Genomic DNA, 21740 nt, shown 5'->3' on the forward strand with positions numbered 1-21740 from the left:
CCGCCCGCCGGCCCGCTGGTGCGGGGTTAGATCAGGTCGGCGCCAGATGGCGGAATGCTGGGGTCAGGCACACGCAGACGTTGCGCGCTGCTGAGGACATCAAGCAGTTCGTGGCGGATGTACTCGGCCACTGCCGCCGGTCCGTCGTGATTGATGCCTGCCTCGATCGCGATATCGTTGGTCAGCGCTGCGAGCAATGTGGTCGCGTGGTAGGCGAGCCAAAGGCGGGACTGATCTTCTTCACTGATCGAGAAGTCAGCGTCCTCTGGCAGCTGTGGGTTCGGGTGAGCGGCGTCCATCACGCCACCTCCGATGCAGGCATGCGCTCGATGACCCATTCCTGAAGCGCGGCGGCCTCGGCTTCCGGCATGACCACGTGCAACGAGCCGATGACCAGGCCGGTGCCATCGTCGACGGGGAACAACTCGCGTGCGTCTTTAATTGCGCTGCAGGCGAACATGACCGGCGCGCGATCATGCAGACCGTCGGCGTACAGTTCGGCCAGCACGTCGGTCGCCCGGATCTGCAGGAGCAGGTAGACGCCGGGAGCCACGCGGAGTGCTTTGTGCAGGTCGCGGCGGCTCACTGGCGCACCTCGGCCAGGTCGGCATTGATGCTGGAAATGGCGGCCTCGACATCGGCCAAGGTCAGCGCCTCGGGCGCTTTGCCCATGGCCTGCAGCTTCGCCTGCAGGGCGAGCCAGGCGGTGTGGTTCCAGTCGAGGGTGTCGGCGATCAGGCCGAAGTAATGGGCGATCTGACGCGCGGCATTTGCCGGCGCTTCTTGGGCATCGTAAGACATGCAGGCTCCTAAGTTGTTGGAGTCCGGCACATCGCTGCTAAACGAGGTGGCGGACGGTGCGCGGTTAGCAGACCGGTAGGAGTCACCGGCAGGCCCGAAGGCCTCCGCACACCGCCCGCCATAGAACTGGCTGGCACGTGCCCACGACGATACAGCGGGCATAAAAAAAGCGCCTTGCATCGATCGATAGGCGCTGGTGCGCCTCCTAGTCGGGCTGCTAAACCCGGTCGCCGATTGTGCGGCGACGCGGTAATGGTTGCTCCGCTGCCAGGTAGAAGTCAACGAAAATTTCCTAAAATTTCCAACATGAGAAAGCGTGCTCATTTGGCGAACACCCAGCACTTCACGGTGGTGCCGACGCCGGTCAGATCGTCCTTGAGGACGGCGCTGTTGACGGCCACGTTCGCCCCGATGAACTTGTGCCGGCGCGAGTCACCGAGCAGCGCACGCAGCACCTTGAGATCGGGCACGGACTGACTGAACTGCGCGGCCCGCGCAGCGAAGTGATTGAGGTTGATCGCGATGCGCTGCGCGTCGCGGCTATGGTTGACGACGGCCTTACCGTGGCCGGTGGCTTCGAGGTATTCGTAGACCTCCCAGAACTCGTTGACCATCGCGTGGTCGGCGCTGATCGCCTTCTGTCGTTCCAGGGCCATGTCCAACAACGCGAGCCGCGTCTGCTCGACCATGTCGTCAGGGATGCTGATGACCAGGCGCAGGCAGTCGAACAGCGCCAGCATCTGCGCGTGGTTCTTGATGACGCGTTCAAGGCGCAGATCCTGCTGCGCGCGCAGCTTGGCCTCAAACACCTTCACCCGCTCGGCGAACAGATCGAGGATGGCGCGCTCCTGGCGAATGGCACGCACGAGGAAGTGGCTGACTTCTTCGACCTGCAGCGCGTTGAGATTGTCGGCCGCGATGCGGCTTTCGGTGGTGACCTGGGGCCGCTTGAAATGCAGCTTGACGATGCGCGTGAGGATCGCCTCGCTGGCGTCCACTGCAGCGTTCTGGGTGATGACGATCGTGCCGCGAAAGGGCGGCTCGTAGGTCTCGTTGCCGCCATTGCGCACGCCGCGTGTTGCCAGCGTGCCGCCGCCGAAGAAGTCCTTCAGCTCATCCCACTCAAACGTCTTTGAATGCGCCTTGTCTGGCTCGCTGCGATCGGCTTCCAGCAGGACCACGGGCATGCCGGACACCTGGCCCATGGCGCGTGCACGGCCGGCCTTGGACGACTTGGCCGGGTCGAAGCCCTCGTAGTCGGATCGGCCCAGTAGCTTCCACAGGAACGTCAGCAGCGTGGTCTTGCCGGCGCCGGCTTCACCGGTGGCTTCGAGGAATGGGAAGCTCTTGTGGCCGGTGCGGATCTGCTCGGCGAACAACGAGCCAAACCAGAACGTCATGGCGACCATGCCGTGGGTGCCGAAGCACTGCCACAGCCACGGCAGCCAATCCACACGGAACGCCTCGGCATCGCGTTGGATCTCCAGACGGATGGACTTCTGCGTGGTCTTCAAGCGCAGCTTGTCGAACTCGAAGTAGTCCTCTTCGTTGGCCGTCACCAGCTCGCCGTCGCGCACGGCCATATCGCCGAGCAGGTAGGCGCGGTGTTCCTTGCTGTAGCCCACGAAGTCGATCGCGTCGACTGTCTTGATTGCCTCGGTCTGCTCTTCGATCAGGCGGTCCAGCTGGTGGCCGGTACCGGTGAACATGGCGCCGGCGGCCAGGGAGATCAGGCGCTTCTTGAACTCGGAAGCGCTGGCGACGTGACCACCTGTAAAGGTGCCCTTTACGCTGGGGCCGTCGTGCGGGAAATCGACGCGGAAGTAGTACCAGCTTTCGTCGGTGACCTCTTGGCGCTGGAAATACAGGGCTTCCGGGTAGCAGTTGGCGATCTTCTGCACGGAGCACGCGGCGCGCTTGATCTTTTTCAGATCCTCGGCCGCAACCTCGTCGCCGTCGTCCGCATCGATGTCGCCCAGCTTTTCCTTGCGCAGCTTGTCGAAGCGCTGCGTATCGAAGTCGAACCAGTACAGGCGAGAGCGGTAGTCCAGCCAGAAGTCGTTGCGGCCGTCGTGTTCGAACATCAGCAGGCCTTTGTCCACAGCCGAGCGAGCCACAAGCAGGTCGCCCTGGTAGCGGGCTTCGTTGACGTCGTTGTCCCATTGCTTGGGATCATCGGACGCGATAGCGCGCAGATGCAGGTCGTTCCAGTCGGTCTTCTTGCCGTCGCGCTGGACGATCTGCGCGGCCCGCGAGTCGAAGCCCAGCGCCGCTGCGCGCTTGATGTGCTTGTGCGTGTACGCACGGGCACCCGGCTCGTTGTCTAGCGCCCACACGAGCGTCGGAAGGTCGGCCATGCGTGCCCTTGCCAGCTCGCGTAGCGACTCTTCCGGAAAAGCGTTGGAGGACATGGCCGCCACTGCGCACATGCCGTGCTGTAGGAGTGCGATCGCATCAAAGATGCCCTCGACGATCCATACCTCGCGCACCGTCTGCATGGCTTTGAGCGCGGCAGGCGGAGCCCACCAGACGCCCGCATAGCTCTGGCCTGGCGCAAAGCGCGCTTTCTGCTTGCCGAAGCGGTGAGGCCGATCGATTAGGCGTTCCCACCAGCCGCCCTTGACCAGCGGGAAACGTACCGTCGCGGTGCCGGCGCTGATCTTGCGATCGTAATGGCTGTCCTGGGCGTAGAGACCTTTCAGCGGAGCCAGGTCAAAGCCACGGGAGAACTGCAGGTAGGCATCGGCCGCAGCATTGGGAGCCGCCGCCGTTGGCTGGAAGCGCTTGGACCAGTCGTCGAACAGGTCGTCGTACAGATCCTTGACGTGCAGCTCGCGCCCACACTTGGATTGGCGGCCGCACTTCACTACCCAAGGTTTGAGATGGTTGGTGTACAGCTCCTTCTTGCTGCATGACGGGCATTTGCCACCGCGCATGTACTCGGTACCGCTCCGGTGCTTGAGTCCGTAATCCCGTTCCAGCCGGGACAGCACCTGTTGCCGCAGATCCTCTTGCATGACCTTCCTTAGACGCCGAGCTGGCGCCGAGGCGCGTGCGGAGATGTGGCGGCTTCGATCACGACGTAAGCACCGCCGGCGCGGCGGTGTTCGTCAACGGCGGCAGCGAGCAGGCGTGCCTCTTCGTGCTTGGCGTGCGGCGCGACGCGCTGCGGCACATTGCTGGCCGCATCCACGAATCGCGGCTCCTGTGCGGTGAACCAGCTGTTGGCATGCCTCACGAACCGACCTCGGTGTTTGTGTGTTGGAAATCGAATAAAGCGGTGGCGGCATCGGTCAGCACGACCAGGCGATCGTCGAAGGCGTCAGAGGTGGCAAGCCCATCACGCATGAGCGCGGCAACCACAACCGCGCCGAAGCGCTGATCTGTGTCAGGTGCGGCAGTGCGGCCGATGTAGCCGTGCTCGGTCTTCACCAGGCCGCCGTGGATGCGCGCAACTTCCAGGCAAAGCTTCGCCGTGGGCGGCAGTGCCGCCCAATCAATGGTCTTTCGCATTCGGGTTACCTCAGAGGTGAGGGAAGAACGGCTCGCCGCCCATGGGGATCAAGTCCAACTGGCGATCGCCCAGCGACTCGCGGTAGGCCTGCAACGCTTGGGCGCGCTGATAGGCAGGTGTTGGTGGAAGCTCGCTATGTGCGGTGGGTACGCCGCTGGGGCTGGCAATTCCCGTCAACTCCGAATGGCCCGTGTAGGTCGCGCCACACATGGGGTTTTCACAGACATATGAGTCGTGCCGCAGGAACTTATGTGCAAGGACGCTGGTGCGTTTGATGAGCCTTGCACTGCATGCCTCGCAGCGAAAAACGATCTTTTTCCGACCGAACATGCTCACCCCCTAGAGCGCTTGGAAGTTTGGACTTTTGCGGCATAATCTGGCGGTGCTTTGAGGCCAAGAGCGATTGCAGCCGTGTGCGCGTCGCCGTATTTGCCTTGCGAGCGCCCACGGAGTAGGTCGTCGATAACCGTGCGATTCACCCCAAGTTGCCGGGCGAATCCGGAGACCGTGATGCCGTTGGACACCAACCATTCCCGCGCTTGTGCTGGGCTTCGGGGATGGAACTGCTGCTGAGCTTGCACGTTGCGGGGCATCGGTTGCGGTCGTCTGCGGTTTTGGAAATTGTTGGTGTTAACACCAATTTTGTCAATATGAGGAAAAACCTGAGTGACTGTAGGGAAACGCCTGAAGGAAGAACGGAAGCGCCTGCGCCTTACGCAGCAGGAGATGGCCGACGCTTGTGGCATTTCGAAGTGGGCACAGCTTTACTTCGAAAAAGACCAGAACATGCCAGGTGGAGCCTACCTATTGGCCGCGCATGCTCGCGGCGTGGATATCATGTATGTGCTTCTGGAACAGCGGGTGGAATTGGACCCGTCTGAGGCTGAGTTGGTGGCTGCGTTTCGTGCCGCATCGCATGAGGTGCGCGCCGCAATGCTGTCCAATCTTGGATCGGCAAGCGGTTCTGCTGAGAGCGTTGCGCCTGTCGTGACGTTCAACGACGACAGCCACGTATCTCAAATGCTCAATACGACGGGCGCGATCGATCAGAGATACATGCAGATCAACGTGGGCGGACGCAAAAAAAAGAAATCGTGATCAACGTCCAAATAGGACAGCTGGTCCTCGCAAAAGAGAGCGCTATCGGCAGCGGCTGGCTGACGTTTAGCAGCTAGGAAAGCATTCGAGATCGTGTGCACAAAAAAAGCCGCCGGTGGTGCCGGCGGCTTTAAAGGTGTCGGCGCGTAGCTCCTTGCGATCCAGTCGCCGCCGTCCTGGCAGCGCGAGATGACCTGACATCCACGATACAAACTACGCGAGCCACATCCGGTCAGCCATCAGGGAATCCCTACAAATAGCGTAAGGAATTCGCCGGTGCGAGGGAGCGTGCGCTACCTTAGAATTCGCGAACTATTGAAGCAACTACGCATGGATGCCTGAATGATTCGACAGATTGGCGATTACATAATGACTGCGCACGCCACCGCGTCCGGAGCCATGTTCTTTCCGGAAATCCTGGTATCAAAAAGTGGTGGCCTTACCTTGCATCGGCACCAGTTGCCCAGTTCAGGGTATGGCACGTATGCACAAGCTGTCGCATATGCCGAAGGTGAGCTGGGACTCTATCGAGTGCTGAGCAATGGTTCGCTGTTGGTGTGTCACTCACGGGATGCCGCTGCCGGGTAAGCAGCGTGGCGTGAGCGCTTACGGCGTGGCTTCCAGTTCGAGTGCCGTGCTAAAGCCGCTGGAGCCGCTCACCGTGTGGTTGGTCTTTGCAATCAACCAACGTTGCCCATCAATCTCCGGTTTGAAGCCGCTCACCGTGACGATGTGTTCTGGGAACAGATCCGCCCGGCCGATCGCCAGCGTGTAGTCGAGTTTCGCTACGCCACGCTTCACCCGCTCCAGCTCAGCGTGTGCATGCTGGCGTGCCGTCGCCTCATCGGCATACGACTCTTGCAGGCGCTTGGCGTTGTCGTCCGTGCCCACCAGCACCGACTGCCGCCGCGCCTTGCCTTTGTCTACCCAGTACGCGCGCACGCCGGTGTAGGCATCGCGGTCGGCCACCGAGTAGCGGTGCTGGTCGCCGTCGCGCCGCGTCAGGGTGACGGTCGGCAGCGGTTTGCCGGTCGCGGTGGTGCCGGCGCCGATCGGCGCAAAAACCAAAGCACCTGCCTTCACTGTTGCTACCGCATCGAAGCGCTGCCCCAGGCGGGTGAGCAGATTCATATCGCTCTCGTTGGCCTGGTCGAGATGGGGCAGCTTGGTGCGCGCCAGCGCCTCGGCCACGCGCGGCGTCAGTCCATGCTCGCCGGCGAGCGCGTTGAGCACGGCGCCTAGCGTGGTGTTGTGCCAGCTGCGTTCGCGGCGCGTGCGCATATCTGCAGTCAGATCCGCACTGCGCGCGCGCACGGTGATGATGTCCGGCGCACCGCTGTACTCCACCTCGTCCACGATGAAGGTGCCTTTGTCGACCAGGCCCGTGGCTTTCCAGCCCAGCGCAACGGCTAGGCGCACCCCGCGTCTGGGCAGCGCCATCTTGCTGTCGTGGTCGTGGATACTCAGGTCTAGTAGATCGGCTTCGCCACCTCGGCATTCGGTGAGGGTGAGATCGCGCAGGCGCGGCGCGATGCGCTCGGTGAGATCGATGCCATCGAGCACCACGCGCCACTGCGGAGTCGGGTAGCTCATGCGGAAGCTGCCTCCGGGGTGAAGTCGTCTGCACGCCGCAGGCTCAGTTGGAACTCGATCCGTCGCGGCGTACCGTCCTCGAAGAACAGCGAGGCTGTCTCGTTGATCGACAGCAGCAGATACGGCCCGTAGACCACACCTGCGCCATCGACCAACGGTAGCGGCTCACCATCTGCGGCAAGTTCGCGCAAGGTGTCCAGCGACGCGCGGGTGCCAGTGAGTTCGGGAGCAATCAGACCAGATATGTCGATGCTGTCATCGCCTGGTCCGAGGAATTGGCTGGCCGGCCGCGCGCCGACGCGCTCGCTGGTGGCGTGGCGCCAACTCATCTGCCGCTGCAACTGCAAGAAGGCGGCGCTGTCGAGGGAAAACACGAACGTGCCGTAAGACATCATCATCGGGGCGGATCCTCAGTCGTCGCGTAGGCTGGAGCGGCGGGTGGCCATCGTTCGCCGTTCGCGGTCTTCGATCTGGCGGGCGACTTCGCGCGCCAGTGCGTTGGCGTCCATGCCAGGTGCGGCATGGACGTGAATGACGTAGTTGTTGCCGCCTGCAGGGGCGCTGGCTGCGCGCACAGGCGCCGACAGCGGCGCCCGGCTGTCGATCGCCGCCACCGGCGCCGTAGCCGTCGCCAAGGCCAGTCCGGCCCCCATCGCCCGCATCCGGTTGCCGAGCCCCGTGATGGCCTGCACAGGCGCGCCCTGGCCGCGCTGCAGGCCCACGGTGAGGCCCTGCATGGTGAAGTCGCCCAGCTGTGCAAACACGCGCGAGGGGCTATGGATGCCCAGCAGGCCCTTGAAGCGATCGACCACACCCGTGCCGACGCTGGCGATCGCATTGGCAGCGGCGCCGAGCTTGGAGCGGATGCCCTGGACAAGGCCGCTGATCATGTCCGCGCCGGCCTGCAGCATTCGGGCCGGCCAGTTGGCCAGCTGCAGGTTGATGCCGGCCCACAGCTGCAGCAGCCCTTGGCGGATTCGATCGCCGTTGCCGGTGAACACGCCCACGATGAGCGACCACGTGCCCTGGACGGTTTGCCACACGCCGCCGAGGATCTGCTTGATCACCGGCAACACGACCACGAACGCCTGCACCAGCCAGCCGATCGCCTTGACTGCCAACTGAAGCTGGGCGACCAGCACCGCGCCCAGGATCTGCCCAAAGCCGCGACCGGCGTCAGTTGCGCCGTGCAACTGCTCCGTGGTGGCCTCGAACGGCGTCAGCAGCTGCTTCACCCACGCCCAAGCCTGGCCCATCGCCGCAGCCACGGTGTCCCACACGGGCCCAAGCGGCGCGAGTGCGGCCTGCAGTTCGGCCAGCACCGGCGCGGCGACATCGACGATGCCCTGCCACACGCCGATGGCGAAGGCCTTGATCGGCCCCCAGTACTTCCACACCAGCAGCGCGACCGCCGCAACGGCCGCAGCGATCGCCAGCACCGGCAGGCTGACGCCGCCGAGCAGCGGTAGCAGCAGGCGCGCGCCATTGGCGAGCATGGGCAGCACGCGGCCGCCGAACGCCAGCCCCTGCCGCAGCAGCGCACCGAAGCCGCCACCGCCCGACAGCAGCGCCACGGCACCGTGGATCTGCGAAAACGCCATCGCGGCCACGCCCCCGGCGACCAGCAGGCCGCCCAGGATCGTGACCAGCGCGGCGCCGACGATCGCCGTCTTGGCGATCGCACCCACCAGCACCGGATTTGCGCGGATCCACGTCGTGACCTGGCCGACTACCGCAGCCGTGCGCTCGGTCAGTTCCTTGAACTGCGGTAGCAGCACCTGGCCGATCGACTGTGACACCACCACAGCGGTGTTTTTCAGCAGCTGCAGCGAGTTGGCCGAGGTGGCCACTCGCGATGCGTACTCAGCCGACATCGAGCCGCCGTAGCGCTGCGCATCGGCGACCTTGGCGAAGTTGCCCTGCAGCAGTTCCAGATTGGTCAGCAGCGGCGCGATCGCACCGATCGACTCGCGGCCGAACAGCTGCGTCATGGTCGCGGCCTGCTCGGCCTTGGGCAGTGCGCGCAGCTTCTGCAGCACCGACATGATCGCCCCGCCGGCGTCCTTCTGCATGACCTGGGCCATGGTCGTGGCCTTGATGCCCAGCTTGTCGAAGGCCTCGCGCTGGCTCTTGGTGGCCGACTCGCCCGAGGCCAGAGTGAGCAGCATGTTCTTGATGCCGGTGGCCGAGACTTCCGACTCGATGCCCATGCCAGCGACAGTGGTACCCAGCGCTGCCAGTGGCCCGCTCTGCAGGCCGGCGACCTCGCCCAGGGCACCAATGCGGTTCACCACCGCGCTGATCTTGTTGACGCTGGCAGGTCCAGTGTTGCCGAGATAGTTGATCTTGTCGGCCAACACGACGACCTCGTCCTGGCCCATTCGGAAAGCGGTGCGCCAGGTGGCCATGGTCTGGCCGGCTTCCTCGGCGCTGCTGTCGAAGGCCACGCCCATCTTGGCCGCGTCCTCGGCAAAGCGGACCAGCTCCTGGCGCGGGATGGCGGCCTGGCCGGCAGCCGCCACGATCTTGGCAATCTCGGCCGGCAGCATGGGCAGGCGCATGGAGAGGTTCTCGACATCGCGGCCCATCTGCGCGAACTGCTGCGGCGTCTTGAAGTCCACGACTTTGCGCACATCGGCCATGGCTGACTCGAATTCCATCGCATCGCTGATCGGCAGCACAGACGCGCCCAAAGCACGCTGGCCGGCGAAGGCCATGCCGGCGCCGTAGGCGCTCGCCTGCAGACCGGCGCTTTGGATCCGGGCGCTGCGACGCTGTGCCGCGTCGATCGCCACCAGGCGCTGCTGCTGTGCGCGCATCGCGGTGTTGGTGCTCTCGATCTCGCTGCGCAAACGGCGCTCATGCGTGACCAGCTCGCGCGTACTGATCCCGGCCGTCTCGAGCCGACCACGCAGGCGCTGCAGGCCGGCCTCCTGCGCACCGTGCGTGGTCTTGAGTTCGCGTGCGGTGCGCACGGCGCGCTCGAATTCGGCATTCATGGCAGCGGTGGGCGTGCCGGTGGCCTTGATCTGTTGGGCAAGCGTGCGCACCGATTGCCGCTGCGCATCGAGCGCAACCTTGGCACGCTGTGCCATCGCCACCTGTTCGCGGTAGGCGCCGATATCGCGGTGCTGGCTGTTGAGCTGACGCAGCGCATCGCGCTGGTTGCGCAGTGCGGTGGCAACGCCACGGCTACCACTGAGCACGCGTTTGAACGGGCCGGTGGCGCGATCGACGGCGGCCAGGATGACCTGCAGGCGCAGATTGTCGGAGGCCGCCATTTAGGCGGCCTGGTGCGTTGGGTGGGGCATCATTCGGCTCCGCTTCGCAGGCGGGCACGCTCGCGCCACGCCGTGAGTTCGTGCAGCGACCAGCCGTCCATTTCAGACGGCGGCCAGTGGAAAATGGCCGCGATGTCGGCCATCGCATCCTCTACGCAGTCGGGAAGTTCGCTTCCCTCTGTGCCTTCGGCAAGAAAAAAACCTGCACCTCCTGGCCGACCGCCAGCAGGTCGGCCGGATCCATCGCATTGACGTCGGCGGTGGTCAGCGTGGGCGAAGAGATTCGCGGCAGCAGCGTCGCCAGCGCGGTGACATCCAGCTGCAGCACGTCGGTGAGCTTGAGGCCGCGCAGCTCACCCGCACCAGGCTTGCGCACCTTGAGGTCGGTGATGGTCTGTTCGCCGCGCGTGATCGGCTGGTCGAGGGAAATGGCTGGGGAAAAGGTCGGGGTCATCGAAAGGTCTCAGGGCGAAGGCCTGGCGGCGCCAGGCCGGAAGGGTCAGGCGCCAATGGCGCGGCGTTGGGCGGCGAGCAGATCCACGCCGTTGACGATCTCGGTCATGTTCACGAAATCGATCTCGATCACAGTGGCGCCGTTGATGCTCAGCTTGTAATAGCTGGCCGAGGTCTTGACCGAAAACTCGGTGTCATCGCCGGACTTGCCGGTGCCCGGGTCGATCTCGCTGTGGCGGCCGCGCACGACCACTTCCACCGCATCCACCTCGGCGGTGTCATCGCGCTGGTAGGCGCCGGCAAAGCGCAGCTGCACGGCGTTGTGGGTGGTGGCGCCGTACTGGTTCAGCACACCACGCATCAGGCCGCCGCACTTCCATTCGAGCTCGATCTTCTCCTGCCCGAAGTCGATATCGACCGGGCCATTCATGCCGCCGCCGCGGTATTCCTCCATCTTGCGGGACAGCGTAGGCAGCTTCACTTCGACCACTTGGCCGAGATAGCTCTCACCGTCGTTGAACAGGTTGAGCGCTTTGAGTTTCTTGGGCAACGCCATGGGGTTCTCCGGTATCTAAGGCGGGTGCGTTATGCGTTGACGCGTTCGGCGAAGTCGGCCAGGTAGCTGGTGGTGATCTTCTGGTAGAGCTGCAGGTTCTCCAGCGGCGGTACCGGGGTGTAGTCGTAGTCGATGCGCAGCGCGCCATCGGCCAGCGTGGTTGCGCTGTTGACGGTGCCGTCGTACCAGGCGTTGGCATCGATCAGATAGCCCGACGCCTTCAGGTCGCGGAACTTGGCGTTGATCGTTTCGATCAGGTCTTTGATCAGCGAGGGATGCATCGGCTTGTCGACGTAGAACGCCACACCCTCGGCGATGGTGTCCGCCAGGATCTGCGCGGTGCGCGTGGCCGTCTCGAAGGCGAACATCGTGTCTTCCGCGCACGTGCGCGATCCCCAGAAGCGCTGGCCGTTGAACGTGACCAACGTGGTGATGTCGCCCTCATTTAGCACGCCCGCATCGGTCGCCGGATCCTGAAGATCCCAGTGCACGTCCTTGGAGATGCCGGTGACGCCCGCCACCGGCACGTTGGACAGACTCTTGTGCCAGCCCTGCTCAGTGTCGATCTTTGCGCGCAGGCCGAGCGCACGTGCGGTGGCATACGCCGCCTTCATGGTGCTGCTGGCGGTATCGAAGGCCAGGAAGTCCGGCCAGATCATCATCAGCTCGCGATCGCCGAACTGCCCGCGGTAGGTAATGGCATCGGCCACGTTATCGGCGACAGGGCGCACATATGCCATGGCGCGCAGCTTTTTGGCGATGGTCGCCAGCGCCTTTGCCACCTCCAGTGTGTCCAGCCCCGGCGCGCCCAGGATGCGCGGGCGCACGCCAAGCTGTGCCTGTGCGGCGAGCAAGGCATACAGACCGGTGTAGCCGCTGGACTTGACCTCGCCAATGACGTTGCTGGTGGTCTTGGCCGCATCCGCGTCCTCGGCCACACGTACGACGATGGTGACCGGGTTGGTCTGGTCGGCGATGCCCTGCAGCGTGGCGCGCAAGGTGCCCTGGATGCCAGCGCTGGCGATCGCACCGAGCACATCGGTGATCAGCACCGCCTTGTTCAGTGGGAAGACTTTCTCATCCGCGTCGGATGCCGTGGCGACCAGGCCGACGACAGCAGTGGAGACGGTGCGAATTGTGCGCGTGCCCGCGCTGACTTCGATGACGCGGACGCCGTGGTGGTAGGCAGTGGACATAGGTTCCTCGATCAGGACGAGCGGAAGCGGAGCGGGATGGTCATGCGCGAGCGCGCATTGGCGGGGGCAACGTCGGTGCGTTCGCCTTCGATGGTCAGTACGAAGCTGCCAGGCGCATCACCGAGCACCAGGTCGACGTGGGTCAGGCGCAGGCGAGGTTCCCAGCGCATCAATGCGGTGGCGGTGGCGCCGTAGAGCAGCGTGCGGGTGGCGCCGTTGAACGGCTGGTCGATCAGTTCGGGCAGCAGCGAGCCGAAGTCGCGGCGCTGCTCGCGCGTGCCGATGGGTGTGGTGAGGATGCAGACGATCGACTGCGCCAGATGCTGCTCGCCCTCGATCACGCGCCCGGTAGAGGCATCGACGCCGATCACTGCGGGCCACCACTGAGAGCGCTGCCGGCAGTCACGCCGGTAGTCTTGTGGTTCTTGAGGCTGATCCCGCCGCCGAGTACGTCCGTGTCGACCGTGGCCGTGCCGGTGATGCCGGCGTCGCCGTTGATCTGCGTGTTGCCGTTGACCGTCAGCGGACCGTTGAGGGTGATGCCGCCATCGGCGGTGATCGTGGCGGTGCCGCCGCTGGGCAACGTGGCCTGCAGTGCGTGCGCGTCGGTGTCGTACTGCAGCTGCGCGCCATCGGCAAAGCGCAACACGTGCAGTGTGTCGGAGGCGGCAGGCGCTGCGAATTGGTCGGAATACAGCCCGCGTAGCACCATGCCATCGGCCAGGTCGCCGACCGGCGACAGCACGACGACCTGTTCGCCGATTGCCGGCGCCGACCAAACGATGGTGGTGCCGGCTAGCGTGACCACCCAGGGCAGATAGTCGGTCAGCATCTCGCCGACCTGCACGCGGCATCGCGCCGTGGCGAGATTCACCTCGGCCACAGTGCCGAGGCGAATGGCGTTACTCAGTGCGGAGGATGCGGTGCCCATGCAGCCATGGTCAGCGGCTGCGTGCTGTGGCGCACTCGAATTGATGCGTACAACGCGTACCTACACGGATCGCGGTCGGGTGCATCCAATCAAGCGAAGGCACGCGCCGCACTCTGCGATCCAGTATGCGCTGGACCAAGCGTCAGGCGAAGCCTACTGCTTCAGCGACGAGGGAAATGGCAGTGGTAGAAACATAGCCAGTGGCATTGTTGCGGATCCGAATCGTCAGCTTGCCTTCTCCATAGCACTCGTTGCCAGACCCTGACAGCGCTGTGGACGTGATGCTGCAACTGTAATCGCCGGTCATCGCAGAGTAGTTCGCAGCCGTGTTGGAGGACGATCCATTGCGGTTGCCACGCAGCCAGGACACGGCAAAATCTAGCTGCACAGAATAGTTGCTCGCCGGTTGCCCGTTGGGTAGCCAAGTTCCGGAGATTGGCGAGCCGCCCACCGCTTTTCCAGAGAGGCCAATCGCCCAGGTGCCATTTGCCCGAATAGAGAACGAAACGCTTGCCGTCTGGCTACCGCCTTCGGACGTGAGTGCCTGGCTGCTCGCGTAGTAGCGGACGCCGTTGTTGGAGAGTGAATAGACGGCGCTTCCCTTCCTCGCCCAACGGTTGCTGAGATCCGAACCGGCATTGTCGCGGTAGCCGACGTCCGACGCTCTGCTGCCAAACGCCAAGGGCGCATACCGGCGGTGCAAATCGTTGCCGTCGCTGGAGCGGTAGCCCGATACGCCGCCAATATCGCCTTGCACGTAGAGGTCAAAGACATCGTCGAAGTCGAGTCCTGCACCTGAGCGGTAGCCCGTTGCCATGACTAGGCGGCCGCCGGTGGCTGGACCGCAGCTGCCTCGTTGTGGAGGCGGTCATAGACGGCCTTCAGATACACGACCACGCCGGCGGCGCTGACATTGGACAGATCTTGGCCGGTCACAGGATCGGAGAGGCCAGCAGCAAATGTGCGGGTCGCGATGGCATCTGAGGTGGTGGTAAGCGGCTCCCGGCCGTCCAGCATCTTGTTGACAGCACCATCGAGCAGCAGAAACTCCATCCCTTGGAAAACGACGTTTGCCACGCCGGTCAACGGGTCGTAGAAGAAATGGGACTCCACCGCAATGCGCTCAACGTCAACGCCTGGTGCGAGTGTGCGAATTCGAGAATTGGTCATGGGGTAAGCCTATGAATCAGTGGATGGGTCGGAGGTCAGCGAGGTCTGCCTGCAGCCGCCGAACGGCGGTGGACAGTTGTTTGATGGCGTTAAATGCGATCGGCAGGAGCTGATCGATGTGGACCGATGGCACCAGTTCACCGTCAAAGCTCACGCCCTGCGCGTCCACTGTTTCGGGCATGAGTTCCAGCAGCTGCTCTGCATCGAAGAACAGGCGCACCCGTCCATCCGGGTTGTACTGTTCTTTGTAGCGCCCAAGCAGTGTGGTGACTTGTTCCACCTCGGCCAAGCCATAGGGCAACGCGCCAATGATGTTTTTGAGCTTGCGAGACGAGCCGAAGTCAAAGCCCCCGACGGCCGATAGTGCGCCGGAGGTAGTCAACCCCATGCGCTGCTGCAAGGCTCCGTTGTTAGTCGCCATGCCGATACGCAGATGACCGTTCTCGCTCCAAAAGCCGATGTTGTAACCACCATCGATCAGCCCAAAACCACCGCCAAAGCTGCCTGAGCTTAGGCACGCAAAGCTGTTGACGCCGTAGCCTGGTTGGCTCACGGTCGAGCGCAGTGATAGGGTGCCTGCCGTGTTCAGTACTGCTTCTGCGGTGGAGTTGAAAGCGCCATTGGGACGAAGACAGATGCTCGCCCCGCCCTCGGCCCCGAGGACAGTGAGGTTACTTTTGCTGATGAAATAGCCCGATGCGGAGCCTAAACTATCTGCTTGCACCGATCCGGCAAAGGAGCCCGCCCCCGAGACCGCGATTTGAGTGGTTTCGAGGTAGAGCGGGTTAGCGCCTGTTCGAATACGGCCCGCGACCCAAGCGTTATTCGCCGTATTGACGAAATCCAACACTGGTGTGCCGTTACCGTAGTCACGCATGAGCACGCGGCCGGCGCTAGAAACGACGGCGTCAAACGCCCCCTGTGCGCCGCCGCTGATGTTGATCCCCAAACGCGTGACGGTGAGCTGTCCGGTCATCGTGTCCCCTGACTTAGCCACGTAGTTGGCGTGTGAGTGGTCCGCAGGCGTGAAGGTTTGCGGCTTATTGCCAACTTGTTCCCAGGTTGGCCACGTGCTCGCGGTGGTAGGGATGCCGGTCAAGTTCTCCCACGCGCGGTAGTAAGCGCCATGCTGCCCATCGAGCTTGTCGGCATCCAAATTGTTGCCGGCACCTTCGTCCTTGAGGGCTGCGCCCTTCAATTCGAGTGCGGTGCGCAGCAGCGCGGCGCTTGTTACGCCCAGCAGTCCACGAATGAACGTAGATGGCGCACCGGCACCCAGCCGTGCGTCCAAGATCTTCTTCAACAGCCATGCGGTGATGACACGGATTTTGTCGGTACCCTCAGTGGCTTCTTCTTCTGTCGCTAGCTCAACGATCCCGGCGACCTCAGTCGTGGCGGCCGGATCGGTGAAGTTGGTGCCGCCGAATGTGATTTGCTGTACGTCGATGTCAGCAAACACCGCATCGAGAGCGAGCAGCATCATGGCTGCGGCCGCCTTGCCCAGTAGAAGCGCCGGCTGGCTGTAAACGGCGAACAATGTGCCGTTGGACAGGTACAGGCCGAACCCGTAGCAGTCATAGACGGCATCGGACTCATCGCGGATGGACACGTGGATGGTGTCGTCGGCGGTAATGGTCCCGCCGACTGCAGCAACCCGTTTGATTTCGCCAGGTAACGCGGTCAACGCGGCCGAGGCGCTAAACGGCGCGTTCGCGATGCCAACATGGCTGATCAGCACCGCATTGGTGCCGGTGTTGGGAGCATTGACCAGCGCGGCACGGCCAGCGGTGGTGACTTGGAGCTTGAGACCGGGCATGTCGGTGTCCAGTTACTGGGCGTCCATCAGCAACCGCCGATAGACGGCTGGCCGCGCAACGGCGAGTACGCCGATGCGGGCTTCTGCTTGGAATCCCTGGGTGAAAGTGAAGTGGGAACGGACAGGCTTGGTGCGCTCGACTTCGGCAATGACTTCATTGACGAAGCGAGAGGTGGCGGTTTGGCCGTCGGTGCCGGTCAGCGTGAGCGTGAGCTCGAAGGTATGCGGCCGGCCGCGCGGCTCGGTCTGCCACCACTCGCGGATGGCCACAGCGCCGCCAAACGACTCGACCACCATGCGGACGCTGTTGGCAGTGCCCTTGCGCCGCTGGATCGCCATGGCGCTACGCAGGCGCGAGCGCTTGACCGCATCGCTCCAGTCGGCTTTCCAGTCGTCCACCGATAGCGTCCAGGCCAGCCAAGGCAGATGACCGGCCGGGCATGTGTCCGGATTCCACAGATCCGGGTACGGAAGCGGGATCGCTTCTAGGCGAGCGGTGACGGCCGCCAGGGCGCGCTCCATCGGCGTGGCGTTGGGCGGCAGAGGGCTACTCATCGATGCCGGCGTGCACGATGTCGATCGCGATGCAGTAAGCGGCCTGCGTGCGGCTGATCCGGATGTCGGCTGCAGGCGAGTCCAGTTCAACACGCTGCACGCCATCGACAAACAACTTGGCCTTGATGGCGGACTCGGGGACGTCGCGGCCGATGCGGTGGGCCTCGGCGAGATAGGCCATAAGGCTGCGCATCGCCTCGCGCATGACCACCGCCGAGTCGGGGCCAGCGTAGGTGTAGACGCGCCCACGAATGGCGTACAGGACGATCTCGGCGCTCTGGACAGCTACCTCGTCGGTCAACGGGCGCACGTCGGCATCGGTGAGGACGGCGGCCACTTCATCCAGCAGTTCCTGCGGCGCGGTACCATCGCCGGTGCGCGATTGCACGGTGACAAGCACTTGCCCAGGCGCGGGGCTGGTGGCGCTGGCGTCCATGACATCGGCCGCCGCGCTGAGCGCGTGATAGATGTACGCGCCCTCGGGGCCGGCAACGCTGAAGCCCTCCGGTGCCAGCTGGATGCGTCGGCGGAAGTCCACGTCCGACTCGTAGGTCGGCGTAATCCCGTTATCAGGTTGGCCGGGGTTAAGCACTAGGCGAGCGACGCCAAACAATGCGCCCAGGTGGTCGAGGTTGGTGCCGGTCGCGAAGGCCAGCATGGTCTGCTGCGCCTTGTCGTTGGCGCGCTGACGGATCAGCAGCTCGCGGGCCGCGAACAGCTGCAGGATCTTGTAAACCGGGTCAGCTTCTGTGATAGCTGAGAATTCTGGAAGCAGCCGGCGAAACTGAGCAAGTGCCTCGGTGAAGATCTTCTCGAAGTCCAGCACTTCGATGAGATCTGGCGCCTGTAGCTTGGACAGGTCGACAGCAGTAAACGATGCCATGCAAACTCCAAGTGCGAACGATCTATTGTTCGCACTTGGAGCGGCATGACATAGCTGTGCTATACGTAAAAAAACACGCTACAGACCTATCAGGTCTATGCAGAAGCCTTGCAGGTGAAGGTGCTCTTGCCCTCTGTCTTTACCCCATCTGCATCAATGATCGTTGTAAGCATCTCAAACGCCGTTGTCTTCGTGCTGCTTGATCCAGTGCAGTACCACTCATCTTTCAATGGAGAGGCTTGCTCTGTTGCATAAGTGGCCGTGCGAGGAGGACACGTCCAGCCGGTTGGGCAAGTAGTAAATTTACGTTCGAAGGAAAGGGGGAATTGAGGATTTCCAACGAAATTAGTTACGATCTGAATCTTGGGGCCATTGACCACGGCCGAGGCGTTAGCAACAGAGATCTTCTGTGGGGTGCAGGTCTTACCTTTGCTGTTTACTCTGTAGCCCTTTTCTACGCCTTTCATTGCAGCATCCTGAAATACAGGATCAACGAACGCTGCTGCATCCTCTACATTTGAGTGAAATCCAACCTCAATAAGAGTCGCTGGAACCTCAACAGCCTCTCTATTCTCTCCATAGTTTCCCGCCGTCGGATTGTTGACCCGCCAGGTTTCATAACCAGGAGTAGCGTTGATAATTTCTTTCATCGAACAGGATATCGCTGTCGCCAAAGCTTGGCTCGCTGCTCTGCCAGTTTGGTAAATGACTCTGGTTCCCCTTACCGTTGTGTCGTCTGTCGCATCAGTGTGCAAGCTTATGATCGCTTTTGCATTGAGGTGGCGTGCATATCTCGGACGAGAGAGAATATCCTTGTCCTTCTCTGAGGTGACTGAAGTGCTGTTCCAGATGTCTGTCTCTGCCGGTAAAATCCGTGCCAAATGGTATTTGGCAGCAAGCTGCCACCACGGGAGCTTGGTTTGCCCTTCTATGGTTGATGATGTGGATCGGGGGAATACGACCGTTTCCGCGCCTCGTGTGCGAAGGAATTCCGCGAGCTTCGTTGCTAGCGTTGGGTTGTCGACATCCTCATGCCAGCCGTTCATTGCAGGTCGCTGCCATCCCCATCCGCCGGTTACCTTGGTTCGACCGTGTCCAGCAGAGACAACCACTGGGCTATCCGCAGCAGCAGAAGGGTTTACGCTTGTTTTATTTCTCAGGTGTTTGGGTTTCCATTCCGTAGGTGCGAACAATTTGTCCCCAGGCACGCCGCCGAAGGTAAAGGTGATGCCTTCGACGACGAAGGAATCGCCCACTATCTGGAACGCCACTAATTCGAGTTGATGAAGCTGTTCTTCCACATCTCCTGAGATGTACTTGTCGCCCTTCGGGATGAAATCGCGGCCCATCTCAATCATCACAGCTGAGGTCTGACTATCAAGTCGCACGGCAATCGGCTGCACTTTCTGTCCTGGAAGCCTCTTTTGCTTGTTGACCACCTGCTGAAGTTCAGCCGTCAGCATCTTACTGAGGTCTGCCTTTTGTTGAGTAGTCAGGCTTGCCATGCTAGGGGTCGCAGGGCTTGCGAGCACCGGCGAGCCAATTGTCAGGGCTGCTGATATCGCGACAGCTGCACACGCGTAGCGAAGTTCGGGGAGCAGCCTTACTGACTTGCCATGAAAGAAACGCTTCATAAATCACTCCATGATTTCGGGGGATGGGAAAGCCCCGGGTCGCTGCAGCATTCCGTTGCCTCCCCAAGGGCAAACTACCCGCATTCCATTCCTGCGTCAAAAACCCGACGCTTTTAGTGTGAGCATGGTCATCTTCGCTCGCGTATCTCGCACGGGCTGTCATGCTTCTGACTTGGCTGCTTCACTCTCCGAAGTGATTCAGGAGTTGATTGCGTACGATGTGTCGATCCTCAGCGGAAAGGCCTAGCAGCACGCGTTTTTCATAACGGGTCCTGGGGCCGCCGGGCCGCACTCGCTCAGCCAGCCCTTCTTGATGCACCCGGGCAATGCGCGACACGCGCCCCACGAATCCAACGCTCACAGAGTTGGGGTTAGCGCTGACCTTGAAGTGTTTGGCCTGGCGCAGCTTGGCAAACATCTTTGCGCGTTTGACGCGTCCGGCCTTTTGCCGCAGCTGCTGCTTGCGTGGTGCGTAAGTCGAGCCATCGGGCGCCTGCTGCTTACCGATACGCTGGCTCTGCGAGCGCCTCAGCTCCGTTCCGATCTTCCTGGCCAGCGTGCGGCATTCGCCCGGCTGCAGGCGGGCCAGCAACGGCGCGGCCCAGTTCTCCATTGCGATCAGCTCATCCATGTCGGATCGATCGCCGGCTCGGGTGCATGGGTGATGTCATAGCCGCCACCGTCCTTCGCGGTCACGACCACGCGTTCGGTCAGCGGCAACTTGATCGACAGGTCCACCGCATCGTTGGCAAGGATATCGGCCTCGAAGGCAATCTCGCCACGGCGCGATGTATTGGACAGCAGCTCGGACTGATTGACCTGCACCCATTCCAGTAGCGGCAGCATCACGCTGTCCGGGTGGCCGGCGTAGTCGGTCAAGATCAGGTTGAGCGTGTACTGGTACTCGAACGAGAGCCCCGGCTGGAACGTGCTGACCAGGCTGCCGGCATCAATGAACACCAGCAGCCGGTCGGCGTCACGCGCCAGGTCCGGCAAGGCGGCGACCAGATGCGCGCGCAGGCTGGCGGGCTTGATCATGGCTCCGACTCCTGTGCGTGCAGATCGATCCAGTCCTGCAGCGCGTTCAGCTGCGCGGCGGTGGCGTGGCAGCTGGTGTAGTTGTCGGCGACGGTACCGGCGATGGCAGAGAGCGTAATGCCGGCGGCCGGCGCATCAGGATCTCCGGCGGGCGGCCCGGCAGGGTTGCCCGTGGCGGCGGCGTCGTGCAGCCGCACAAAGCCAGCAGGGATAACGCAAGCAGCGTCTGCTTTCTGGGTGACATAGATCGGGACCTCGCGGGTGATGGTGGCGCCGGCTTCGCGCACGATCTGCACGCGGTCGACGTATTGCGTCACGACAGTGGTGGAGCCTTTGGCGCTGTCGCGTTCCGCCTCGGCCTGGCGCTTTGCCTGCAGCGCGGCATCGCGGTCTTTCTCCGCGGCGCTGACGCGCTGCTCCTGCCACACACAGCCGCCAACGAGCGCTGCGATCAGCGCCAGCAGGATGATCAGGCGCGTGACCATCAGTTGACGCCCAGGATCTGCAGGGCGCGCTGCGTGCGCGTGACGCGATCGCTGTAGCCTTCCGGCAAGCGCTTGGCGCGTACGTTGCCCAGGTTGATCTTGCGGCCCAGGCCGAGCACATCGCCCGCATCGGCCAGCACGTTGAGGCCGTTGTCCTGCCAATACGCTGCGGCGCCCAGGGCGCTCGGCTCGATCTGCAGCAGCAGATCTGGCTGATCTTCCACCGGCAAGCCAATCAGCACACCGATGCGGCGGTAGTTGCCCCGGAAGGTGTGCTGCATCGGGCCACGGCCACGATAGCGGTGTCCGTCGCCGCTGGCGGCGTTGCCGTTGCCCAGGCGGTCGGCGTAGACGAAGTTGGCCAGGCCGACCGGGTTGCGCAGGAACTTGGGTGCCTGGGCAGGCGTGACACGTGCGCCAAACACCTCCAGCAGCCGGGCGCTGGTGGTGTAGGTCAACCCTTCTTCCATGCGCGACAGGCTCAGACTTTCGTGACCGACCTGGCCGAGCCAGTGCGCGGCGCGGCGCTTGGTGGTGATGCCGAAGCGGTTGGCGGCGGCATGCAGTGGGCCGTGCCAGCGCTGAGCGCGTTGGACCGAGCACTGCATGATCGAGGCGAGCTGGGTATTGGTGAACATCAATCGACCTTCAGGATGCGCGCCACATTGCCCTGGGCGCGGTAGGTGAGCACCGCCAGCACGATCAACGTGCCCAGGTGCCAGAGACTGACTTGCGA

Annotated in this window: 29 protein-coding genes; 1 reads left to right on the top strand and 28 read right to left on the bottom strand. The window is 62.9% G+C overall.

Annotated features, from left to right (window positions below; translation table 11 throughout):
• Nucleotides 1-26: 26 nt before the first annotated feature.
• The 8 genes from EO156_RS21345 to EO156_RS24640 form a co-directional block, all read right to left on the bottom strand.
• Complete coding sequence (locus tag EO156_RS21345; protein ID WP_016849270.1) at nucleotides 27-299, bottom strand: hypothetical protein; 273 nt, start codon at nucleotides 297-299, stop codon at nucleotides 27-29.
• Nucleotides 299-586: a hypothetical protein gene (locus EO156_RS21350; protein WP_016849269.1), complete on the bottom strand. Its 288-nt coding sequence runs from the start codon at nucleotides 584-586 to the stop codon at nucleotides 299-301. The genes EO156_RS21345 and EO156_RS21350 overlap by 1 nt, the downstream gene beginning before the upstream one ends.
• On the bottom strand, nucleotides 583-801 hold the full coding sequence (locus EO156_RS21355) for a hypothetical protein (protein WP_015472861.1): 219 nt from the start codon (nucleotides 799-801) through the stop codon (nucleotides 583-585). The genes EO156_RS21350 and EO156_RS21355 overlap by 4 nt, the downstream gene beginning before the upstream one ends.
• A gap of 320 nt (nucleotides 802-1121) precedes the next feature.
• The gene (locus EO156_RS21360; RefSeq protein ID WP_029828224.1) at nucleotides 1122-3818 is read right to left on the bottom strand and encodes a toprim domain-containing protein; all 2697 of its coding nucleotides are present in this window, start codon (nucleotides 3816-3818) and stop codon (nucleotides 1122-1124) included.
• A gap of 8 nt (nucleotides 3819-3826) precedes the next feature.
• On the bottom strand, nucleotides 3827-4039 hold the full coding sequence (locus tag EO156_RS21365; protein WP_016851008.1) for a hypothetical protein: 213 nt from the start codon (nucleotides 4037-4039) through the stop codon (nucleotides 3827-3829).
• Nucleotides 4036-4314 (bottom strand): hypothetical protein, encoded by a 279-nt coding sequence (locus tag EO156_RS21370; protein ID WP_016851009.1) that lies wholly within the window; start codon nucleotides 4312-4314, stop codon nucleotides 4036-4038. The genes EO156_RS21365 and EO156_RS21370 overlap by 4 nt, the downstream gene beginning before the upstream one ends.
• 10 nt (nucleotides 4315-4324) lie before the next feature.
• Entirely contained in the window at nucleotides 4325-4645 is a 321-nt protein-coding gene (locus tag EO156_RS21375; RefSeq protein WP_008572766.1) for an ogr/Delta-like zinc finger family protein, read from the bottom strand.
• 2 nt (nucleotides 4646-4647) lie between these two features.
• Nucleotides 4648-5061: a hypothetical protein gene (locus EO156_RS24640; RefSeq protein ID WP_313905536.1), complete on the bottom strand. Its 414-nt coding sequence runs from the start codon at nucleotides 5059-5061 to the stop codon at nucleotides 4648-4650.
• Between EO156_RS24640 and EO156_RS21385 the strand changes: the two genes are divergently transcribed.
• Nucleotides 4982-5413 (top strand): transcriptional regulator, encoded by a 432-nt coding sequence (locus EO156_RS21385; protein WP_029828228.1) that lies wholly within the window; start codon nucleotides 4982-4984, stop codon nucleotides 5411-5413. The genes EO156_RS24640 and EO156_RS21385 overlap by 80 nt on opposite strands.
• A 606-nt stretch (nucleotides 5414-6019) precedes the next feature.
• On the opposite strand, the gene EO156_RS21395 is transcribed toward EO156_RS21385, so the two are convergent.
• The 20 genes from EO156_RS21395 to EO156_RS21490 form a co-directional block, all read right to left on the bottom strand.
• Nucleotides 6020-7006: a phage late control D family protein gene (locus EO156_RS21395; protein WP_016851031.1), complete on the bottom strand. Its 987-nt coding sequence runs from the start codon at nucleotides 7004-7006 to the stop codon at nucleotides 6020-6022.
• A complete protein-coding gene (locus tag EO156_RS21400) occupies nucleotides 7003-7404 on the bottom strand; it encodes a phage tail protein (RefSeq protein ID WP_016851032.1) in 402 nt (133 codons plus the stop codon). Before EO156_RS21400 ends, EO156_RS21395 begins: the two co-directional genes overlap by 4 nt.
• A 12-nt stretch (nucleotides 7405-7416) precedes the next feature.
• On the bottom strand, nucleotides 7417-10287 hold the full coding sequence (locus tag EO156_RS21405; protein ID WP_029828231.1) for a phage tail tape measure protein: 2871 nt from the start codon (nucleotides 10285-10287) through the stop codon (nucleotides 7417-7419).
• A gap of 29 nt (nucleotides 10288-10316) precedes the next feature.
• Nucleotides 10317-10430, bottom strand: coding sequence for a GpE family phage tail protein (locus EO156_RS21410; protein WP_005922203.1), 114 nt, complete (start codon nucleotides 10428-10430; stop codon nucleotides 10317-10319).
• 8 nt (nucleotides 10431-10438) lie between these two features.
• The gene (locus EO156_RS21415; protein ID WP_029828232.1) at nucleotides 10439-10741 is read right to left on the bottom strand and encodes a phage tail assembly protein; all 303 of its coding nucleotides are present in this window, start codon (nucleotides 10739-10741) and stop codon (nucleotides 10439-10441) included.
• Nucleotides 10742-10786: 45 nt separating this feature from the next.
• Nucleotides 10787-11296, bottom strand: a complete 510-nt coding sequence (locus tag EO156_RS21420) for a phage major tail tube protein (protein ID WP_016850450.1) — start codon at nucleotides 11294-11296, stop codon at nucleotides 10787-10789.
• A 29-nt stretch (nucleotides 11297-11325) separates the two neighbouring features.
• Nucleotides 11326-12492 carry a phage tail sheath protein gene (locus EO156_RS21425; protein ID WP_029828235.1) on the bottom strand — a complete coding sequence of 389 codons (1167 nt, stop codon included), beginning with the start codon at nucleotides 12490-12492 and terminating at the stop codon, nucleotides 11326-11328.
• Nucleotides 12493-12503: 11 nt separating this feature from the next.
• The gene (locus tag EO156_RS21430) at nucleotides 12504-12863 is read right to left on the bottom strand and encodes a GPW/gp25 family protein (protein WP_016850452.1); all 360 of its coding nucleotides are present in this window, start codon (nucleotides 12861-12863) and stop codon (nucleotides 12504-12506) included.
• Nucleotides 12860-13423: a phage baseplate assembly protein V gene (locus tag EO156_RS21435; RefSeq protein ID WP_016850453.1), complete on the bottom strand. Its 564-nt coding sequence runs from the start codon at nucleotides 13421-13423 to the stop codon at nucleotides 12860-12862. The genes EO156_RS21430 and EO156_RS21435 overlap by 4 nt, the downstream gene beginning before the upstream one ends.
• 142 nt (nucleotides 13424-13565) lie before the next feature.
• Complete coding sequence (locus EO156_RS21440) at nucleotides 13566-14240, bottom strand: hypothetical protein (protein ID WP_016850454.1); 675 nt, start codon at nucleotides 14238-14240, stop codon at nucleotides 13566-13568.
• Between the two features lie 2 nt (nucleotides 14241-14242).
• Nucleotides 14243-14536, bottom strand: coding sequence for a hypothetical protein (locus tag EO156_RS21445; RefSeq protein ID WP_016850455.1), 294 nt, complete (start codon nucleotides 14534-14536; stop codon nucleotides 14243-14245).
• A gap of 73 nt (nucleotides 14537-14609) precedes the next feature.
• On the bottom strand, nucleotides 14610-16409 hold the full coding sequence (locus EO156_RS21450; RefSeq protein ID WP_016850456.1) for a hypothetical protein: 1800 nt from the start codon (nucleotides 16407-16409) through the stop codon (nucleotides 14610-14612).
• A 12-nt stretch (nucleotides 16410-16421) separates the two neighbouring features.
• Nucleotides 16422-16964 carry a phage tail protein I gene (locus EO156_RS21455; protein ID WP_029828239.1) on the bottom strand — a complete coding sequence of 181 codons (543 nt, stop codon included), beginning with the start codon at nucleotides 16962-16964 and terminating at the stop codon, nucleotides 16422-16424.
• Entirely contained in the window at nucleotides 16957-17847 is an 891-nt protein-coding gene (locus EO156_RS21460) for a baseplate J/gp47 family protein (protein WP_016851159.1), read from the bottom strand. Before EO156_RS21460 ends, EO156_RS21455 begins: the two co-directional genes overlap by 8 nt.
• 95 nt (nucleotides 17848-17942) lie before the next feature.
• Nucleotides 17943-19481, bottom strand: a complete 1539-nt coding sequence (locus EO156_RS21465; RefSeq protein ID WP_078585788.1) for an N-acetylmuramoyl-L-alanine amidase — start codon at nucleotides 19479-19481, stop codon at nucleotides 17943-17945.
• A gap of 181 nt (nucleotides 19482-19662) precedes the next feature.
• Complete coding sequence (locus EO156_RS21470; protein WP_016851160.1) at nucleotides 19663-20112, bottom strand: phage virion morphogenesis protein; 450 nt, start codon at nucleotides 20110-20112, stop codon at nucleotides 19663-19665.
• On the bottom strand, nucleotides 20100-20519 hold the full coding sequence (locus EO156_RS21475; RefSeq protein WP_016851161.1) for a phage tail protein: 420 nt from the start codon (nucleotides 20517-20519) through the stop codon (nucleotides 20100-20102). The genes EO156_RS21470 and EO156_RS21475 overlap by 13 nt, the downstream gene beginning before the upstream one ends.
• Entirely contained in the window at nucleotides 20516-21004 is a 489-nt protein-coding gene (locus tag EO156_RS21480) for a hypothetical protein (protein WP_016851162.1), read from the bottom strand. The genes EO156_RS21475 and EO156_RS21480 overlap by 4 nt, the downstream gene beginning before the upstream one ends.
• Nucleotides 21004-21642, bottom strand: coding sequence for a glycoside hydrolase family 19 protein (locus EO156_RS21485; RefSeq protein ID WP_029828241.1), 639 nt, complete (start codon nucleotides 21640-21642; stop codon nucleotides 21004-21006). The genes EO156_RS21480 and EO156_RS21485 overlap by 1 nt, the downstream gene beginning before the upstream one ends.
• Nucleotides 21642-21740: phage holin family protein (locus tag EO156_RS21490; RefSeq protein ID WP_164735863.1), on the bottom strand; the 99-nt coding region annotated here is incomplete at its 5' end. The genes EO156_RS21490 and EO156_RS21485, both read right to left, overlap by 1 nt.

This window comes from Xanthomonas sp. DAR33341 (genome assembly GCF_003992815.1).
GTDB lineage: Bacteria > Pseudomonadota > Gammaproteobacteria > Xanthomonadales > Xanthomonadaceae > Xanthomonas > Xanthomonas cissicola.

What these genes read in the sequence shown, in the direction of transcription:
- EO156_RS21415 (WP_029828232.1), bottom strand. Translation starts at nt 10,741, where the DNA reads ATGACCCCGACCTTTTCCCCAGCCATTTCCCTCGACCAGCCGATCACG.
- EO156_RS21480 (WP_016851162.1), bottom strand. Translation starts at nt 21,004, where the DNA reads ATGGTCACGCGCCTGATCATCCTGCTGGCGCTGATCGCAGCGCTCGTT.
- EO156_RS21410 (WP_005922203.1), bottom strand. Translation starts at nt 10,430, where the DNA reads ATGGCCGACATCGCGGCCATTTTCCACTGGCCGCCGTCTGAAATGGAC.
- EO156_RS21355 (WP_015472861.1), bottom strand. Translation starts at nt 801, where the DNA reads ATGTCTTACGATGCCCAAGAAGCGCCGGCAAATGCCGCGCGTCAGATC.
- EO156_RS21400 (WP_016851032.1), bottom strand. Translation starts at nt 7,404, where the DNA reads ATGATGATGTCTTACGGCACGTTCGTGTTTTCCCTCGACAGCGCCGCC.
- EO156_RS21360 (WP_029828224.1), bottom strand. Translation starts at nt 3,818, where the DNA reads ATGCAAGAGGATCTGCGGCAACAGGTGCTGTCCCGGCTGGAACGGGAT.
- EO156_RS21405 (WP_029828231.1), bottom strand. Translation starts at nt 10,287, where the DNA reads ATGGCGGCCTCCGACAATCTGCGCCTGCAGGTCATCCTGGCCGCCGTC.
- EO156_RS21440 (WP_016850454.1), bottom strand. Translation starts at nt 14,240, where the DNA reads ATGGCAACGGGCTACCGCTCAGGTGCAGGACTCGACTTCGACGATGTC.
- EO156_RS21375 (WP_008572766.1), bottom strand. Translation starts at nt 4,645, where the DNA reads ATGTTCGGTCGGAAAAAGATCGTTTTTCGCTGCGAGGCATGCAGTGCA.
- EO156_RS21370 (WP_016851009.1), bottom strand. Translation starts at nt 4,314, where the DNA reads ATGCGAAAGACCATTGATTGGGCGGCACTGCCGCCCACGGCGAAGCTT.
- EO156_RS21475 (WP_016851161.1), bottom strand. Translation starts at nt 20,519, where the DNA reads ATGATCAAGCCCGCCAGCCTGCGCGCGCATCTGGTCGCCGCCTTGCCG.
- EO156_RS21455 (WP_029828239.1), bottom strand. Translation starts at nt 16,964, where the DNA reads ATGAGTAGCCCTCTGCCGCCCAACGCCACGCCGATGGAGCGCGCCCTG.
- EO156_RS21420 (WP_016850450.1), bottom strand. Translation starts at nt 11,296, where the DNA reads ATGGCGTTGCCCAAGAAACTCAAAGCGCTCAACCTGTTCAACGACGGT.
- EO156_RS21345 (WP_016849270.1), bottom strand. Translation starts at nt 299, where the DNA reads ATGGACGCCGCTCACCCGAACCCACAGCTGCCAGAGGACGCTGACTTC.
- EO156_RS21485 (WP_029828241.1), bottom strand. Translation starts at nt 21,642, where the DNA reads ATGTTCACCAATACCCAGCTCGCCTCGATCATGCAGTGCTCGGTCCAA.
- EO156_RS21435 (WP_016850453.1), bottom strand. Translation starts at nt 13,423, where the DNA reads ATGGGCACCGCATCCTCCGCACTGAGTAACGCCATTCGCCTCGGCACT.
- EO156_RS21465 (WP_078585788.1), bottom strand. Translation starts at nt 19,481, where the DNA reads ATGAAGCGTTTCTTTCATGGCAAGTCAGTAAGGCTGCTCCCCGAACTT.
- EO156_RS21470 (WP_016851160.1), bottom strand. Translation starts at nt 20,112, where the DNA reads ATGGATGAGCTGATCGCAATGGAGAACTGGGCCGCGCCGTTGCTGGCC.
- EO156_RS21425 (WP_029828235.1), bottom strand. Translation starts at nt 12,492, where the DNA reads ATGTCCACTGCCTACCACCACGGCGTCCGCGTCATCGAAGTCAGCGCG.
- EO156_RS21395 (WP_016851031.1), bottom strand. Translation starts at nt 7,006, where the DNA reads ATGAGCTACCCGACTCCGCAGTGGCGCGTGGTGCTCGATGGCATCGAT.
- EO156_RS21450 (WP_016850456.1), bottom strand. Translation starts at nt 16,409, where the DNA reads ATGCCCGGTCTCAAGCTCCAAGTCACCACCGCTGGCCGTGCCGCGCTG.
- EO156_RS21460 (WP_016851159.1), bottom strand. Translation starts at nt 17,847, where the DNA reads ATGGCATCGTTTACTGCTGTCGACCTGTCCAAGCTACAGGCGCCAGAT.
- EO156_RS24640 (WP_313905536.1), bottom strand. Translation starts at nt 5,061, where the DNA reads ATGCCACAAGCGTCGGCCATCTCCTGCTGCGTAAGGCGCAGGCGCTTC.